14 protein-coding genes and 1 tRNA gene are annotated in these 17,262 nt (G+C 43.3%); 10 read left to right on the forward strand and 5 right to left on the reverse strand.

The window, feature by feature from the left end; all coding sequences use genetic code 11:
* Window positions 1–59: 59 nt before the first annotated feature.
* Both D0T51_RS05370 and D0T51_RS05375 read right to left on the reverse strand, forming a co-directional pair.
* A complete protein-coding gene (locus D0T51_RS05370; RefSeq protein ID WP_163726242.1) occupies window positions 60–965 on the reverse strand; it encodes an endonuclease/exonuclease/phosphatase family protein in 906 nt (301 codons plus the stop codon).
* Between the two features lie 20 nt (window positions 966–985).
* Window positions 986–3,292, reverse strand: a complete 2,307-nt coding sequence (locus D0T51_RS05375; protein ID WP_163726244.1) for a GH92 family glycosyl hydrolase — start codon at window positions 3,290–3,292, stop codon at window positions 986–988.
* Between the two features lie 207 nt (window positions 3,293–3,499).
* Here D0T51_RS05375 and D0T51_RS05380 point away from each other — a divergent pair, with 207 nt between their 5' ends.
* Window positions 3,500–4,768, forward strand: a complete 1,269-nt coding sequence (locus tag D0T51_RS05380) for a dicarboxylate/amino acid:cation symporter (protein ID WP_163726247.1) — start codon at window positions 3,500–3,502, stop codon at window positions 4,766–4,768.
* A 29-nt stretch (window positions 4,769–4,797) separates the two neighbouring features.
* Here the strand turns inward: D0T51_RS05380 and D0T51_RS05385 are convergent, their stop codons facing one another.
* Window positions 4,798–5,679 carry a DUF3078 domain-containing protein gene (locus D0T51_RS05385; protein WP_163726250.1) on the reverse strand — a complete coding sequence of 294 codons (882 nt, stop codon included), beginning with the start codon at window positions 5,677–5,679 and terminating at the stop codon, window positions 4,798–4,800.
* Window positions 5,680–5,851: 172 nt separating this feature from the next.
* Between D0T51_RS05385 and D0T51_RS05390 the strand changes: the two genes are divergently transcribed.
* From D0T51_RS05390 to D0T51_RS05425, 8 genes are all read left to right on the forward strand, one after another.
* Window positions 5,852–6,208 carry a hypothetical protein gene (locus D0T51_RS05390; RefSeq protein WP_163726253.1) on the forward strand — a complete coding sequence of 119 codons (357 nt, stop codon included), beginning with the start codon at window positions 5,852–5,854 and terminating at the stop codon, window positions 6,206–6,208.
* Between the two features lie 135 nt (window positions 6,209–6,343).
* Complete coding sequence (locus tag D0T51_RS05395) at window positions 6,344–8,644, forward strand: TonB-dependent receptor (RefSeq protein ID WP_163726256.1); 2,301 nt, start codon at window positions 6,344–6,346, stop codon at window positions 8,642–8,644.
* 519 nt (window positions 8,645–9,163) lie between these two features.
* Entirely contained in the window at window positions 9,164–10,621 is a 1,458-nt protein-coding gene (locus tag D0T51_RS05400) for a glycosyltransferase family A protein (protein ID WP_163726258.1), read from the forward strand.
* A complete protein-coding gene (locus D0T51_RS05405; protein WP_163726260.1) occupies window positions 10,618–11,589 on the forward strand; it encodes a DUF4922 domain-containing protein in 972 nt (323 codons plus the stop codon). The genes D0T51_RS05400 and D0T51_RS05405 overlap by 4 nt, the downstream gene beginning before the upstream one ends.
* 102 nt (window positions 11,590–11,691) lie before the next feature.
* Window positions 11,692–12,798 (forward strand): tetraacyldisaccharide 4'-kinase, encoded by a 1,107-nt coding sequence (gene lpxK / locus D0T51_RS05410; RefSeq protein WP_163726263.1) that lies wholly within the window; start codon window positions 11,692–11,694, stop codon window positions 12,796–12,798.
* A gap of 11 nt (window positions 12,799–12,809) precedes the next feature.
* On the forward strand, window positions 12,810–13,841 hold the full coding sequence (thiL, locus tag D0T51_RS05415) for a thiamine-phosphate kinase (RefSeq protein WP_163726266.1): 1,032 nt from the start codon (window positions 12,810–12,812) through the stop codon (window positions 13,839–13,841).
* An 83-nt stretch (window positions 13,842–13,924) separates the two neighbouring features.
* Window positions 13,925–13,997, forward strand: a tRNA-Phe gene (locus D0T51_RS05420).
* Window positions 13,998–14,238: 241 nt separating this feature from the next.
* A complete protein-coding gene (locus D0T51_RS05425) occupies window positions 14,239–15,459 on the forward strand; it encodes a site-specific integrase (RefSeq protein ID WP_163726269.1) in 1,221 nt (406 codons plus the stop codon).
* A gap of 191 nt (window positions 15,460–15,650) precedes the next feature.
* On the opposite strand, the gene D0T51_RS05430 is transcribed toward D0T51_RS05425, so the two are convergent.
* The gene (locus tag D0T51_RS05430; protein WP_163726272.1) at window positions 15,651–15,950 is read right to left on the reverse strand and encodes a helix-turn-helix domain-containing protein; all 300 of its coding nucleotides are present in this window, start codon (window positions 15,948–15,950) and stop codon (window positions 15,651–15,653) included.
* Window positions 15,950–16,264, reverse strand: coding sequence for a helix-turn-helix domain-containing protein (locus tag D0T51_RS05435; protein WP_163726275.1), 315 nt, complete (start codon window positions 16,262–16,264; stop codon window positions 15,950–15,952). The genes D0T51_RS05430 and D0T51_RS05435 overlap by 1 nt, the downstream gene beginning before the upstream one ends.
* A gap of 387 nt (window positions 16,265–16,651) precedes the next feature.
* On the opposite strand from D0T51_RS05435, the gene D0T51_RS05440 reads away from it, so the two are divergent.
* Window positions 16,652–17,029, forward strand: coding sequence for a DUF3408 domain-containing protein (locus D0T51_RS05440; RefSeq protein ID WP_163726279.1), 378 nt, complete (start codon window positions 16,652–16,654; stop codon window positions 17,027–17,029).
* Window positions 17,030–17,262 lie beyond the last annotated feature (233 nt).

Consider the following 17,262-nt stretch of genomic DNA (forward strand, 5'->3'; position numbering starts at 1 on the left):
AGAGGATATATCCAAAAGGTATATCCTCTCTTTCATTTTCAATTCTCTATTTTCAATTTTCAATTCGCTTTCAGCGCCAGCGTTACCGCCACCGGGAAATGATCCGACGGTACCCTGGCAACATAGTCCTGAGAAGAAGTGCCGGCCGCCTGTGTCGCGTCGCCGCCTACCGGAGCCGAACGATACGTATCGGTTAATATGCCGTAACGTTCAACGACAAAGTGAGGAGTCACAAAGATATGATCTATGCGGCTATCCGTCTTGCGGTTGGGGTCAAAACCATTGAATGTACCATTGGGTGCATAAACGATTTGAGCGTTTTGATAAGAATCCCTCAAAGTACCGGAATTGCTGAGTATCTCGTAGCTTTCATTCGTTTGATCGACATTGAAGTCTCCTGTCAGAATAACCGCATCGGTTCCACATTGCTCTTTTATCTTCTTTAATATCAGGAGAGAGCTTTGCTTGCGCGCCTCTACACCGACATGGTCAAAATGAATATTAAAGAACCATATATTCAAACCATTCGTTTTATCCTTAAACTTTCCCCAGGTACAGATACGAGGCAAAGCGGCATCCCAACCTTTGTTCGGATAAGTAGTATTTTCTGCCAACCAGAAATTCCCCGAATCCAAGAGGTCGAACCGTTCTTTCTTATAGAAGACAGGTGTATATTCACCCGCCTCTTTGCCATCGTCTCGTCCCACTCCGATAGAAGCATACCCCGGTAATCCGTCCAACATATCATTCAGTTGCGCGTGCAACACCTCCTGGCTTCCGAACAGATCGAAGTCATGGTATTGAATAAGCTTACAAACCACCGGACAACGTTGTTTCCAACCGTTCCCTTTCCGGGCGTCTCCATCATTCGCATTGCGGATATTATAAGATGCCACATGTATATGTTGCGCACTTATACCGGATATGGAGAGAAAAAGAAGAAGTAATAAAGAATGGATTTTCATTTTTTTAGATTTTTAGTGTGTTATCTTTTTTCATGAACGGAGAAAGAATAGGGTAGATCAATAGCCTGTGTTCCCCGGTTCATCTGGGGACGGTCGCTCATTTTGATCCGGATCTCTCCTCCTTCACAAAGTTCTTTTTGTGTGATATAGTTACGCGTAGAGGGTATACCGTTCACAGAGAGTGACTCGATATAGATATTCTTTTCACTGTTTTCCGGCGCATGGATAACCATCGTCTTTCCATTTTCAAGATATAAAGTCGCTTTCTTAAACAAAGGAGCCCCCAAGACATACTGGTCGGTACCGGGACATACCGGATAGAATCCCAAAGCGGAGAAAACATACCAGGCAGATGTCTGTCCATTATCCTCATCTCCGCAATAACCGTCAGGTGTCGGTGTATACATGCGGTTCATTACCTGACGTAACCAATATTGCGCTTTCCAGGGTTCACCGGCATAATTGTACATATAAATCATATGCTGAATCGGTTGGTTTCCATGCGCATAATTTCCCATATTCATTACGGTCATTTCCCGGATCTCATGAATCACTCCACCATAATAGCTCTCGTCAAACAAAGGAGGAACGATAAAAACGGAATCGAGCATGGTGACAAAGTTCTTCTTTCCACCCATCAGATCGATCAACCCCTGCGGGTCATGGAAGACAGACCAGGAATAATGCCAACTATTCCCTTCGGTAAAGGCATCACCCCACTTCAACGGAGAGAAAGGAGACTGAAAAGTACCGTCTGCATTACGTCCGCGCATCAGGTTGGATTCCTTATCAAACACGTTCTTGTAGTTCATCGCCCGTTGGGCATAGAGGTCTATTTCTTTTTTAGGACGTTTCAATATTTTGGCCATGGTATAGATACACCAGTCGGCATAGGCATATTCCAAGGTACGGGCCGTATTCTCATTGACCTTCACATCGTAGGGTACATATCCCAATTTGTTATAATACTCGTGTCCCAGACGGCCGGTTGAAGAGGCTTTCGGATGCACATGCTCCGTTCCATACACCATCCCTTGGTATAAGGTTTCCAGATCGTCAACCTTTACCCCTTTCACATAGGCATCGACCAAAACCGAAGCGGAGTTATTTCCGACCATACACCCCCGGTGACCGGGACTGGCCCACTCAGGGAAAAAGCCACTTTCTTTATAGGTATTAATCAAGCCTTCCTGTATTTCTTTATTCACAGAGGGATACATCATATTCAGGAAAGGGAAAAGAGAACGGAAAGTATCCCAGAAACCGGTATCGGTATACATATAACCGGGCAATACTTCCCCATTATACGGGCTATAATGATAGACATTCCCTTGCGCATCTATTTCATAAAATTTACGCGGGAACAATACCGAGCGATACAAACAAGAATAGAACGTACGGTATTGATCGAGATCTCCCCCTTCCACTTCTATTTTACCAAGAACCTCATTCCACGCATTTTGTCCCTTTGCCACAAGCGTATCGAAGGTATCATTGCCCAATTCTTTCATGTTTTGTTCCGCCTGTTCGTAGCTGATAAAAGAAGAAGCCACTTTGGCATGTACCAACTCCCCTTTCCGCGTTTTGAAACCGATGACGGCACCGGCATGATTCACCTCTTGTTCGAGTGCATCTGCATACAAAGTCGAATCAGCAAAAGTAGCTTTGTACGTAAAAGGTTTGTCGAAGGTAATCACAAAATAGTTTTTAAAATTAGCCGGCACCCCGCCACTGTTACGGGTGGTATAACCGATAATTTTATTTTCCTCCGGTATGACTTTGACATAGGATCCGCGGTTGAAAGCATCCACAACCACATACGAATGATCATTATCGGGGAAAGTAAAACGAAACATAGCCGCCCGTTCGGTTGGCGTCACCTCCGTGACGACATCATGTTCCGCCAAATATACCTTATAATAATAAGGCTTAGCAACCTCCCCTTTATGAGAGAACCAACTGGCCCGCTCCTCTTCATTGAATGTAGGACTGCCTGTCACCGGCATAAGCGAGAACTGTCCGTAGTCATTGATCCACGGGCTGGGTTGATGCGTTTGTTTAAAACCACGAATTTTATTGGCCGTATACATATACGTCCATCCATTCCCCATCTTACTGGTCTGGGGTGTCCAGAAGTTCATTCCCCAGGGACGGGCAATAGCCGGATACGTATTCCCTGTGGAGAGTTCAAAAGTAGATTGTGTGCCCATCAACGGGTTCACATATCCTACCGGATCGAAAATCTTGTTTTCTGCAGCAATGGACGGTTTCGATATTAGCACAATCATTGCCAGCATGGCAATCGTCCACACATTTTTCTTTCTCATGATGAATTAGTTTTTTTAGAATTGAGTTTACCCTACAAAGTAAATAAAAAACAAATTAGGATTAAAAAGATTCATTGAAATTCCACAAAGAATAGACTCCCTTTAATCCTTTACCCTCCTAAAAGAGCAGGAATACGGCAAGATAACCCAGACAAGTTTGGCGCAGCGTCTGTCTTTCATTATCTTTGCCAGCAAACCCACACCCATATGACTGAAAAAAGAAAGATAAAATCCTTCCCCCTTTACCTGCAAATACTCGCCGGCATGATACTCGGCATCATCCTGGGTGTCGGCGCCTTACAAACAGATAGCCACTCATTTATACAACATTGGGTACGCCCCTGGGGACAATTATTCATCCGTTTGCTTCAACTCATAGCCATCCCCCTGGTTTTTGTATCCCTGGTCAAAGGGGTGACCGGCTTAAAAGACATCAGTCAATTCTCCAAACTGGGAGGAAAGACGATCGGCTTATACCTAACTACCACCGTCGTTGCCGTCCTATTCGGATTGTCTTTGGGATTGATCGTCAAACCGGGAGCTCTGGTTAATCAGGAACAGGTCCGACCTATACAGGAAAGCTACCAGGCCATCGTAGCAGAGAAGAAAGAGGCAGCAGCGCAGACCCAGGACCGAGGTCCCCTGGCCTTTCTGGAGGACATTGTGCCCAACAATATCCTACATGCAGCAGGCGACAACTCCAAGATGTTGCAGGTGATTTTCTTTGCCGTCTTTTTCGGGATAGCCGCCCTGTTGATTCCGGCCGAAAAAGCTCAACCGGTGATCGATGTGATCGAAGGATTAAATGATATTATCCTGAAGATGGTGGATTATATCATCCGCATAGCCCCTGTCGGTGTAGCGGCACTTATGGCCGGCTTGGTGATTGATTTCAGTGGGGATATCAGTATGTTCGGGGCTTTGGGCGTGTACACCCTGACGGTAGCGGCGGCCATGTGCATCCTAGCGTTTCTTTTTTACCCGGCCTTGATCCATTTTTTTACCCGCACAGCCGCAAAAGACTTTCTCAAAGCCATGCGTCCGGTACAGCTTTTTGCCTTCTCTACCAGCAGCAGTGCCGCCACTTTGCCCCTGACGCTGGATACAGTCGAAAAAGAATTAAAGGTTTCTAAAGAGACAGCCTCTTTCGTCTTGCCGGTAGGCACGACGATCAATATGGACGGCACCTCCTGTTACCAGGCTATCTCCATCCTGTTTATCGCTCAGGTATTAGGCATCGACCTGAGTTTCACCCAACTAGGTATCATTCTCGTAATGACAATACTTTCTTCCATCGGCACCCCGGCCATTCCCGGAGGAAGCTATGTGATCCTGACTATGGTACTCACTTCGGTAGGTATTCCGGCAGAAGGCTTGGCATTGATCATCGGCATAGACCGCCCGTTGGACATGCTCCGAACAGCCGTCAACGTCACGGGAGACGCTACCGTGGCCTCTATTGTAGACAATAAATAATCGCCCCGGGGCGAAAGCGAAAAGAATCTTTAGAAGTTATATGCCACACCGATTCCTAATACTTCTTTAAACTGTACCTTCGCTCCTTTTTTTTCGCCATCGGCTCCGACCCTTTTCACATCGTTGTCGTATTTCAACGTGGTGTTGATGGTAGCAGAAAGGTATTTGTTTATCTTCATGCTGACTAATACATCCCAGTTAACGTCGATATTTCCGAATTGTTTATTGTAGGGAGTAAACAAATCGAGTGTAGTCACCAATTGCACATTCTCCATAACAGCCTGTTCAGCCCGCGCTTTAAAATAAGAGCCGAACTCTGCTTTGAATTTATCCCCCGGATCCACACCGAAAGCGCCTGTATCGGAAAGATAATCATCCGCCACAATAGTCAATTTACCTGCCACGGGAGAGAAATACAACGAATAATTTGCCTTCGGACGATATTCGAGACCCAAAGAAATATTGGAATAGGCCGGTGCGAAAAAGGAGGAAATATAATGGGTCTTATCCGGATATTTATATCCTTTATAAAACTGAGTCTTTAAGTCGCCCATGGCGGTATAAAACCATTTATTATCAGCTGTATATCCAAGCTGGGTGGTGAAGTTTATGTTATCATTGGTTTTCTGCGTACCGTTCGTTTTATTATTCGACAAACCATATTCCAACACCAAGGTGTTTTGCCATAACCAGTTGCCACTTTTACGCAATAACTTCCCATTCAAATAAGCATTACCGGCTAAAGAATTCTCTCCCCCGGCCGACCAGTTACTCAAAGCGGTCTGTGAAATATTCAGCCCCGTCACTCCGGACAATACCCATTTTCCATCTTCATACCCTTGTTCGTCAGTCTGCGCCTTAACACCTGATACAGCGAGGATGGTCAAGGCCGTAAATAATAAACGTCTCATCTTATTTTTATTTTAATTATATTTTTTCTTTTGCCTTTATGCATGAAACAACATGCCTCTTTTTTTTGTTTATGCAAACCGATGGTGCACCGTCTGCAATTAAAGGGACAAAGGTATTATTTATAGAAGATTTATCTTATCTTTGCACGCATTTTATTTACTCAAAAAACAGGTGAAAAGAGGGATTGTTGAATATACGAAGTGGTTGCTGCCGGTCTTGTTTTCCGGTTATTTCATCCTTGTTTCCTTATTTTCCCACGTGCACATCTATGAAGGGATCGCTATTGTTCACGCGCATCCATTCAAAAAAAACGCAAACAGCCCCCAACACACACACACTTCTTTCAAGGAAATACTGTTTTTCCAGGCATTATCCATTATACAAGCTACCGATGGTGCCATACAAACAGGGCTCTTAGAGGCTATAACCGGAGAATTTCATACGCTTTTATATACCGTTCCCTCTATTGATCTGCACGATCCGATCATCGGACACCCTTCCCTTCGCGGCCCTCCTTCTCTTGGGTAAAATAAGAAAGACCTCAAACAACGGACGTCAGACACTCCACAGAGGTTTTTGACGTACATTTTTCTGTTTCATTTTAATGGGAAACTGGCATTATACGGCCTCTTTCTCTACATTTTTAATATTATTAAACCCGCGATGAATAAGTTATTTACCATTTTATTTTGTATATCTCTCATCTGTTTACAGGCTTATGCCGAAGAAAAGGTTGTATTGAACCCCTCAGACGCTAATATTATCGGACATGTATTGGATAAAAAAACCGGGGAACACCTATCCTACATCAATATCTTCCTGGAAGGTACTACCCTGGGAACGGTGACAGACGGAACCGGCCATTACTACCTGAAAAATCTGCCCGAAGGTAAGTTCAAGCTCGTCATGAAATCACTTGGTTACAAAACAATAAGCCAAGAGGTATCCACCCAAAAAGGAAAAACGCTTGAGATTAACTTCGAAGCCGAAGAAGATGCCATTGCCCTCGACGGTGTGGTCGTATCGGCCAACCGGAATGAAACGACACGCCGCCTGGCGCCCTCGTTGGTGAACGTACTGGACGCTAAAATCTTTGAGACAACACATTCGACATCCCTGGCGGAAGGATTGAATTTCCAACCCGGGGTGCGCGTAGAAAACAATTGCCAGAACTGTGGTTTCCAACAGGTTCGCATAAACGGTATGGAAGGACCTTATACCCAATTACTGATGGACAGTCGCCCCATCTTCAGCGCCTTAACCGGTGTATACGGACTGGAGCAGATACCGGCCAATATGATAGAAAGGGTTGAGATTATGCGTGGAGGAGGTTCGGCTCTTTTCGGCTCTTCGGCCATCGCTGGCACAATCAATATCATCACCAAAGAGCCATTGAGAAACTCTGCCCAGGTGGCCCATTCGCTGACCATGATTGGCGGAGAACGACCGGATAACAATACGACAGTCAATGCCTCACTCGTTACCGACGACCATAAAGCCGGCATTTATATCTTTGCACAAAACCGCTATCGCTCGGCCTACGACAAAGACAATGACGGCTATTCCGAAATCGGCAAACTGGATGCAAAAACAATCGGCTTTCGCTCCTATCTGAAGACAAGCACCTACACCAAACTTACATTCGAATATCACGGCATCAGTGAGTTTCGCCGGGGAGGCGATCAACTGAATTTACCGCCGCACGAAACAAATATCACCGAACAAACCGAACACAACATACAGGGTGGAGGATTAAAATACGACATCTTTTCCAAAGATTATCATCACCGGATCAACATCTACACCTCCGCACAACACACCAAACGAAGCAGTTATTACGGAGCAGGGCAGGATATGAATGCCTACGGAAACACGACGGACCTCACCTTTGTCGGAGGAGCACAATATGGATACGACTGGGACAATCTAATCTTCATGCCGGCGCAGTTCACCGGTGGTGCGGAATACAGCTACGACGACCTGCAAGACGAAATGTTAGGCTATAAACGAACCATAGCCCAAACCGTTCGTATCGGTAGCGCTTTCGTGCAAAACGAATGGAAAAATGCCCGGTGGAGCTTCTTGATTGGCGGACGCATTGACAAGCACAACCTGATAGACAATGCTATCTTTAGTCCGCGTGCCAACATCCGTTACAACCCGACTGCCGATATCAATATGCGCCTCTCCTACTCCAGCGGCTTCCGTGCCCCACAGGCCTTTGACGAAGATTTGCATATCACAGCTGTGGGGGGTGATGTGGTATTGATCGAATTATCCGATGATCTGAAAGAGGAAAATTCCCAAAGCATCAGCGCTTCTGTGGATTTCTACCGCCGCCAGGGAGCAACCCAGACCAATTTCCTTATTGAAGGTTTTTATACAGATCTCAGAGACGTCTTCGTGCTCGAAGAAAAAGGAGAAAACGAAGAAGGCAATATGGTCATGGAACGACGCAACGGCAAAGGGGCCCGTGTTATGGGTATCAACCTCGAAGGCAAAGTAGCTTACTCCTGGATGCAATTTCAGGCCGGTGCCACCCTGCAACGCAGCCGTTACAAAGAGGCCGAACAATGGAGCAGCAACAAAAAAATAGCCCCTCAAAAGAAAATGTTCCGCTCACCGGATGTATATGGCTATTTCACCAGCACCCTCACCCCCGTCAAACGTCTCTCTGCCTCCCTTACCGGAACGTATACGGGAAGTATGTTGGTGCAACACATGAAAGGGTATATCCCGGAAGACAGAGAAGAGAAAACACCTGACTTTTTTGATATGAATATCAAAGTCGCTTATGATTTCCCTTTATACAAAACGACAGTTTTCCAACTGAACGCAGGGGTGCAAAACATATTCAACGCCTTTCAGGATGATTTCGATAAACACGAAAACAGAGATTCCGGCTATATCTATGGCCCCGGATTGCCTCGTAGCTTCTTTGTCGGATGTAAAATATCTTATTAAAACTGGGGAGAATTCTATTGCCGATGGGCATCAGCAATATTGCTGAAGCCCATCGACAATATTGCTGAACAGCATCGTCAATATTGCCGATGCCCATCGGCAATAGAATTATCCTTATAATATGCTCTTAAAATACAGGAATAACGGATCATTTTAGGGGAGATCTGGTTTATAAATAGACAGAAAGGCGTCTTGCTTTCTTTCCTGGTATATATAAAAAAGAAAAGGTTGTCATCGCGACAACCAATCTTCATTGTTAACCTTAAAATCTAATACCATGAAAAACACAGTGCAAATATAAGCATTTTATGTTATGCAGCATAAAAACAGCTCTAATTAGTGGCCGTTTTTAACCCTATTTAACACAAACATGTCGTAAAACACATTTTCCCACCACACAAATATGCCATAAGTTGTTATATCAAACGTTTTAAAAGGCATGCCCTGTCAGGTTTTTCTTACCTTTGTTTATTCAATGCATCAAATTCCATTTTGTCACAACAAAAGAAAGACAAGCCAATGAAAAGAATAGATTGCTTCATCGCGTATGAAGATTTTTGCAATACCCAACAAACCGTCAAGCAATTACTGGAATCTGCTTTCGTCAATAACATCTACCTGATAACAACAAATCCAAAGGCGCAGACAATTTCTCCGGCGCATATACTTCCGGTTGAAAAGAGAACGAATAGCTCCCTGATCCGCCTGATAGCCCAAAAGGCCCAAAGCGATTATGTGTTATTCTATAACAAAGAGCAGGTTTTACAACCCGGATTGTTTGCCCTCGAACGCTTTGTCACTATTGCCGACGATACACAAGCCGGCATGGTCTATTCTGATTATTTTGAGATCAAAGAAGGGAAATGCACTATGCATCCGGTTATTGATTATCAAAAGGGGAGCTTACGGGATGATTTCAACTTCGGGTCTGTCCTATTATACAAAACCCAAGCGTTGAAAGAAGCGGCAGAAGCCATGCATACCGACTATATGTATGCCGGATTATATGATTTACGCTTAAAAGTTTCTCAGAAATATCCCTTAGTCCATATCAATGAATACCTGTATACGGTATTGGAAAAGGACACACGAAAGTCCGGAGAAAAGATATTCGACTATGTCGATCCCAAGAACCGGGCCGTGCAGATTGAAATGGAAAAGGCATGCACTATGCACTTAAAAGAAATAGGCGGATACCTGCCTCCTGCCTGCAAGACAGTAGACTTCGACCTAGAGACATTCCCCGTAGAAGCGTCTGTAATCATACCCGTCCGCAACCGAGAACGTACCATCAAAGAGGCTATCGACTCGGTATTGAAACAAAGGGCCTCTTTTGCATACAACCTGATTATCATTGATAACCACTCAACCGACCAAACAACGCAAATCATCGAGAGCTATGCAGAGAATCCCCAAGTGATTCTTATTCGTCCCGATCGGGAGGACTTAGGAATCGGTGGCTGCTGGAACACTGGCGTACACCATCCGGCTTGCGGCAAATTTGCCATTCAATTGGATAGCGACGATGTATATAGCGATGAGAATACCCTGCAGAAAATAGTGGATGCCTTTTACGATCAGCAATGCGCCATGGTCGTAGGCACTTACCGGATGACAAACTTTCAGATGGAAACCATTCCACCCGGCATCATTGACCACCGGGAATGGACCCCGGAAAACGGGAAAAACAATGCCTTGCGCATCAATGGACTCGGTGCTCCCCGCGCATTTTACACCCCGTTGCTTCGCCAAATCAATCTGCCCAACACCAGTTATGGCGAAGACTATGCCCTGGGACTGCGCATCAGCCGGGAATATCGGATCGGACGCATATACGATGTGCTCTATCTCTGCCGCCGTTGGGAAGACAATTCGGATGCCTCATTGGATGTTCTGAAAATGAACACCCACAACACATACAAAGACAAAATAAGAACCTGGGAATTAGAAGCCCGTATACATAAAATGAAAATATGATGCCCGAGACAAACACGTATTCCGCCGAAGCCATCCGATTATTGAACAGGCAACTAAAGGAATGGCCCTTGGCGAATAAAAACTTTCTTCTGTTAAAGTCTATACGGTTAAAGACATTTGAGATGGATGGATTTACTATAAAAGTCCAATTCACCCCCTCCCGGATGCTCTCAAGCAATGCCAAGGTGGATATGTTTTCCCTGAAAGAAAGAAAGTGTTTTTTATGCTCTCACCACCTTCCACCCGAACAGGAAAAGAGAGTCTGGAAGGCAAAGTATTTGTTGTTAGTCAATCCCTATCCGATCTTCCCGGAGCATTTCACGATTCCCTCTATAGAGCATGTCGACCAACGGATCCTGCATCGCTTTGAAGACTTTTTGGAACTGGCGCATGCCCTGGATGCCTTTACTGTTTTTTACAACGGGCCTAAAAGTGGGGCTTCTGCTCCCGATCACGCGCATTTCCAGGCTGTCACGCGCCATATTATGCCTATAGACGATGAGGTGTATACGCGGATTGAAGAGGGACAAAGACTTATTCAACTACCGGGAGGAACCTTATATCAACTCACCCATTACCTACGCAACGGATTTGTAATCAAGGCGCAAACAATCGAAGCGGCCCATACCCTATTCAAGCTGGTGTACAAACATCTTGTCGTAAAACCCGACGAAGTAGAACCCGGCATGAATATGTTCGCACACTACCAGAACGGAACCTGGACGATCACGATCATTCCACGTAAAAAACATCGCCCCTGGCAGTTCGCAGCAAAAGGAGAAGAACGTTTATTATCCAGCCCGGGGGCTGCCGATATAGGAGGCCTCTTTGTGACCGCCCGAGAGGAAGATTTTGAAAAGATCCGGAAAGATTTATTGGAGGATATTTACAGTCAGGTTTGTTTCAATGACACCGAAATTGCCGAAATTGCCAAAAAAATAACTGCAAATGCCCCTAAAGGCCATTAATTATTAGAAAAATGGATAAGATAATGAATTTGTTAATTATCTTTGCCGTAAACAAAAAGTATCACATTCTTTGTATAATGTGAAGAAATAGTTAGTTACGGAATGCCTTCTGACAGCGCAATAAAACCAAAGTATTACCTGGCTCCATTCGCCTTTTTCTATGGACTGGGAGTGCGATTAAGAAACCAGCTATTCAACTGGGGAATATTACCGGTTGAACGCTATCCCGTGCCCGTTATCTGCATTGGCAATCTGACTGTCGGTGGCACCGGCAAAACACCCCATACGGAATACTTGATCCGTATGCTTCAGAAACGATACAAAATAGCCGTACTTAGCAGAGGTTATAAACGCAAATCCTCCGGTTATCTGTTGGCTACAACTGAAAGTACCAGCGAAGATATAGGAGACGAACCGTATCAGATAAAACGCAAATTCCCGCATATCTTATTGGCTGTCGACTCGGATCGCCGGCGAGGCATACGCAACCTATTGGCTTTGCCGGAAGAAAAAAAACCGGAGGTGATCTTATTGGATGACGGCTTTCAACACAGGTATGTCAAACCGTCTTTGTCTATACTACTGACCGATTATCACCGGCTGTTCTATTACGACAAACTTCTTCCCGTAGGGCGTTTGCGCGAACATGCCGACGCCGTCCGACGAACCGATATTGTCATCGTAACAAAATGCGAGAAAGATCTCAAACCCATTGAATACCGGATTATCGAAGATGATTTAAAGCTTTTCGCCCACCAGGAATTATTCTTTACCCGGGTGATCTATGACGACCTAAAGCCGGTTTTTCCTGAAGCTTCTCCACGCGTATTGCGAGACATCAGAAGGAATGATGATGTCTTGGTGATTTCAGGCATAGCCTCTTCGGCTCCTTTTGTGGAAGAGATCAGCAGGTACTCCAAAAAAGTGACCGCAATAAACTATCCGGATCATCACTCTTTTGAAAAACAAGATATACAGAAGTTGAGATCCCTCTTTGACAAAATGACTTCAACGGAAAAACTGATTATCGTCACCGAAAAAGATGCGGCTCGTTTATTAAATAACCCGTATATGCCGGAAGAATGGAAACCGGTCTTATATGCCTTACCGATCACTGTCACTTTTTGTGGCAAGCGGGAAACACTCTTTGATCAAATAATATTGAAACACATTAAAGATATTCAGCACAAAGGATTTGCTGATTTCTAACAGATAAAAATATGAGTAACCGAACAGAAATAGCCTCCTTAGGCGAATTTGGCTTGATACGCCATCTCACAGATCGTTTAGAAATAAAAAACAAAAGTACCCTCATGGGAGTGGGCGATGATGCCGCAGTTCTTGATTATAAAGATAAACAAGTATTGGTAACTACCGACCTCTTATTAGAAGGGATCCATTTCGATCTGATGTATGTACCGTTAAAACATCTGGGGTATAAATCGGCCGCGGTCAACTTCTCGGACATTTATGCCATGAACGGAAGACCTAAACAAATAACGGTATCTATCGGTATTTCCAAACGTTTCTCCGTGGAAGATTTAGAAGATTTTTATACCGGACTAAAGCTGGCCTGTGATATCTATGGAGTAGACTTGGTGGGAGGGGATACTTCCGCCTCCTTAACAGGATTAGCCATCAGCATCACCTGTCTGGGCGAAGGCGATAAAAACAAAGTAGTCTATCGAAACGGTGCAAAAGAAACAGATCTCATCTGTGTATCAGGTGATTTAGGCGCTGCCTATATGGGACTCCAACTATTGGAACGGGAAAAAAAGATATACAACGGAGAAAAAGATTTTGCCCCCGACTTTGCCGGAAAAGAATATCTTCTGGAAAGACAATTAAAGCCGGAAGCGCGCAAAGACATGGTAGACCTGCTCGATAAAGCCGGAATCATACCCTCCGCGATGATCGATATATCCGACGGTCTTTCTTCCGAATTATTACATATCTCCCGGGAAAGCAAAGTGGGCTGTCGCATCTATGAGGACAAAATCCCCATTGATTTCCAAACCGCAGCCTTGGCCGAACAATTCAATATGAACCTAATCACCGCGGCCCTCAACGGAGGAGAAGACTATGAATTATTATTCACCGTCCCCCTCTCCTACCATGAGAAAGTATCTGAATTAGAAGGCATACACATCATCGGCCACATCACCAAAGCCGAACTAGGCAACTATCTGGTAGGCCGTGACGGAGGTGAAGTCGAATTAAGAGCCCAAGGCTGGAACTCCCTCAATGCATAGTCTTATAGAAAAAAGCGCATAAAACATTGCATATTCAAAAAATCCCCCTATCTTTGCACCCGTATTGAAAAACCAGTGCAAATGGTGCCATAGCTCAGTTGGTAGAGCAAAGGACTGAAAATCCTTGTGTCCCCGGTTCGATTCCTGGTGGCACCACGAATGAGAAAAGCAAAAAAAGAGAAAATCCCTGAAAGTCAATCACTTTCAGGGATTTTTGTTTTCTCACGAAAGTGCAAAATAGGGCAAAAAATAACGTTCTTGGTGGCGTAATCGGTGACTTTTTCGAGACTATTAAAAATAGTCACCAATTTGATTTTAATTCGCTGGTATGATGCATTTTGCATAAGTTTTATTCAGGCTTATTTCCGTAATTTTGAACCATTAAAATTGAAAGGAAATGAGAAGAAATTCATTTGGAATTTTGTTCTTCTTAAAGAAGAACCAGTTGCTTAAGAGTGGAGAAGCTCCCGTAAGCATGAGAATCACTGTCAATGGACAACGTGAGGAGATTCGCACGAAAAAAAGTATTAATCCTTCGCTTTGGAATCAAGCCAAAGAATGTTCCAGAGGTCGCGATAGAAAGTCCAGAGACCTTAACGACTACATTGAATCGGCACAGATAAGACTATCACAACTCTTCAATACTATGGAACAGGACGGTAAAACGATTACTGCCAAGATTCTGCGAAATAAATTCTTGGGGATGGATGAAGAAGACCGCAAAACCTTAGTCGCTTTTTTCAATGAACATAACGAACAATGCCGCAAGCTAATCGGAATAGATTATGTGGATATTACAATCAGGCGGTATGAATGTTGCGCCCGCTATCTGCAAGAGCTTATTCGTGAAAAATACGGTGAAGACGACCTGCTATTGAGGGAGGTTAATAGTGAATTTGTCCGCAGTTTTGAGTTCTTTATGAAAACGGAGAAGAGATGTGCACAGAATACGGTTATTCGTTATATGAAATGCTTTAAGAAGGTGATTCACTTGGCAATTGCTAATGAATATATAGTTCGCAATCCGTTTGCTGGAATTAAATTTCATGAAGTTCCGGTCAATAAAGAGTTCCTGACAATGGACGAAATCAATCGGCTTGCCGAAAAAGAATTTAAAATTCACCGATTGGAGTTGGTGCGGGATGTCTTTTTATTTTGCATATACACCGGACTGGCATTCATTGATGTTTATAATCTGAGGAAAGAACATATTGTAATGGACAACAATGGTAATCCTTGGATTCGTAAAACCCGTGAAAAGACAAACAATATGTGTAACATTCCATTATTAAGCGTTCCTATTAAAATTTTGGCGAAGTACGAAAATCATCCGATTTGTTTGGAAAAAGGCGTTTTACTTCCAGTAATGTGCAATCAACGCATGAATTCATACTTGAAAGAAATTGCTGATTTATGCGAAATTAAGAAGCATCTGACTACGCATACAGCACGCCACACGGCGGCTTCGGTAATTTTTTTGGCAAATAATGTATCGTTGTCCAATGTGGCAAAAATGCTCGGTCATTCCAATACCCGCATGACGCAACATTATGCCAAAGTGTTGGATCAAAGTATTTTAAAAGATATGCAAGAGGTTGAGCTGAGAATAAACAGTTAGAATGTCTAATTCCAAATTTTCCTTCTCTTTAACCGATATACAAAGATATGCTCCGACCTAAAACACAAGACCAAGCTTCGTTTCCGATAAAAATCTTCCGAATCCTATGGATTAGTGTATTTTTATCGGAAAGTCTTGCTTATTTAGTTCTCCGCATAGAAGATGCATATCGGTTGAAAAGAAGAAAAACATTAACCTAAAGTTTTTCGATACCCTTCGTCCAACATACGCTGAATATCCGACTCCCGATAGAGTATTTTTCCGCCCAACTTACAATAGGGCAATAGACCTTCGTCTCGATAATTCTGTAAAACACGACGGCTCAACTTTAAACGTTCTGATACTTCTCTGTCAGTCAGATAACGTTCTCCCTTCAGCATTGGACGATAATTTTTAGTCAGATTATCCAAGCCATCCAGCATATTTTCAAGGGATTTAAAGAACGATACGATCCGTTCGTCGCTATGCGTTATCAAATTATCATTTTTCATTATTTATGCTCTTTTCTTTTATAGGTTAAGTCTTTCTGTTTTTGTATAATAAGCGGAGTAATCCGTTCTATATCATCAGGTTTGTAATACATCTTATGCCCGATTTGGGTATAAGGCAACGTGCCATTATCCCGATAGTTCTGTAGCGAGCGTTTGGAGATATTCAGAATCACACAAACGTCCTGATTGTCCAGCCATTTCTTCATGCTTTTGTCACTATTCCGATTACATATAGCTTCCACCTTTTGAGTAAATGTACCGAATCGCTCCATCATTTTCTCAAATACTGATTCTTCGATATTAATAATCTTCATGCTATCTATATTTTAGTTTATATTCTTTTTTTCGGCTCAAATATATAATAACATTTTCGCTTAACTATCACAAATTCAAGAGGTGGCAGCTTGTGGCGTCGGTATGTGGACAAAAAGAAGTCTTATCAATGAAAAATACTGCATATCACTGCATAAAAATCGGCAACGACCTGGTTATCAATTACTATTTGTTTCTTTGCTTCAAAACTGAATTCAAAACAGAGGTAAATACTATGTTCTGATTGGAAATCCTAATACAACTCAGAATTGACATAGAAAATAGAATCTGTTATTAATTCAACAAAAAGGTAATTAATGATGCCGATATAAGTTTCAATAAAAAACTCTATTTCGACATAAATATCTAACACTGAAATAAAATAAGAAATGAAAGCAGGAAGAAAGAAAAAACAGATTTCAAAAGAGGATTACATTAAGGCGTATTGTCAAGAAAAACGAATAAGGGGACGATTTGCCGTATATATCAGCCCGGAAACACATGATAATTTAAAGCGCATTGTGAGCTTATTCAAGTGGAAACATTACACTACAACATCTTCATTGGCGGATTCAATAATCTCCGACCATATCGAAGTCCATAAAGAGCTATTAAACAGTCTTCACAAAGAGGAAAAAATCCGGTTCAAAGTAGATTTCGACGAAGATATAAGGCGTAATAGAGAGAAAATGAGAAAACTCTTGGGTGATGATTATATTGATGATGCAGAATCGGAATCTTCTCAACACAATGATTCCGACCAATAGAAATTGCCTTTTTACATTGAACGGCTAAATGATGTCCGCCGGCGGACAGATTTGAGAGCAAGAAACATTTATGTTTCGGCTCTCAGCAAGGTGTGTTTTGAGTTACTCATTTCATTTCACGTAACTCAAAACCTCCTTGCCCACAAGGGGGGGGGACGCACCTCCGAAGTCGGTGCTTTTAATGAAACCCATTGCATGGGTGACGATATAGAAACAGGAAATTATTTATCGGT

Source organism: Parabacteroides sp. 52 (genome assembly GCF_010500925.1).
In the GTDB taxonomy this organism is placed as follows: Bacteria; Bacteroidota; Bacteroidia; order Bacteroidales; family Tannerellaceae; genus QVMG01.

What these genes read in the sequence shown, in the direction of transcription:
- lpxK (WP_163726263.1), top strand. Translation starts at nt 11,692, where the DNA reads ATGCCTTCTGACAGCGCAATAAAACCAAAGTATTACCTGGCTCCATTC.
- D0T51_RS05395 (WP_163726256.1), top strand. Translation starts at nt 6,344, where the DNA reads ATGAATAAGTTATTTACCATTTTATTTTGTATATCTCTCATCTGTTTA.
- D0T51_RS05405 (WP_163726260.1), top strand. Translation starts at nt 10,618, where the DNA reads ATGATGCCCGAGACAAACACGTATTCCGCCGAAGCCATCCGATTATTG.
- D0T51_RS05430 (WP_163726272.1), bottom strand. Translation starts at nt 15,950, where the DNA reads ATGAAAAATGATAATTTGATAACGCATAGCGACGAACGGATCGTATCG.
- D0T51_RS05435 (WP_163726275.1), bottom strand. Translation starts at nt 16,264, where the DNA reads ATGAAGATTATTAATATCGAAGAATCAGTATTTGAGAAAATGATGGAG.
- D0T51_RS05370 (WP_163726242.1), bottom strand. Translation starts at nt 965, where the DNA reads ATGAAAATCCATTCTTTATTACTTCTTCTTTTTCTCTCCATATCCGGT.
- D0T51_RS05375 (WP_163726244.1), bottom strand. Translation starts at nt 3,292, where the DNA reads ATGAGAAAGAAAAATGTGTGGACGATTGCCATGCTGGCAATGATTGTG.
- thiL (WP_163726266.1), top strand. Translation starts at nt 12,810, where the DNA reads ATGAGTAACCGAACAGAAATAGCCTCCTTAGGCGAATTTGGCTTGATA.
- D0T51_RS05385 (WP_163726250.1), bottom strand. Translation starts at nt 5,679, where the DNA reads ATGAGACGTTTATTATTTACGGCCTTGACCATCCTCGCTGTATCAGGT.
- D0T51_RS05425 (WP_163726269.1), top strand. Translation starts at nt 14,239, where the DNA reads ATGAGAAGAAATTCATTTGGAATTTTGTTCTTCTTAAAGAAGAACCAG.
- D0T51_RS05380 (WP_163726247.1), top strand. Translation starts at nt 3,500, where the DNA reads ATGACTGAAAAAAGAAAGATAAAATCCTTCCCCCTTTACCTGCAAATA.
- D0T51_RS05440 (WP_163726279.1), top strand. Translation starts at nt 16,652, where the DNA reads ATGAAAGCAGGAAGAAAGAAAAAACAGATTTCAAAAGAGGATTACATT.
- D0T51_RS05400 (WP_163726258.1), top strand. Translation starts at nt 9,164, where the DNA reads ATGAAAAGAATAGATTGCTTCATCGCGTATGAAGATTTTTGCAATACC.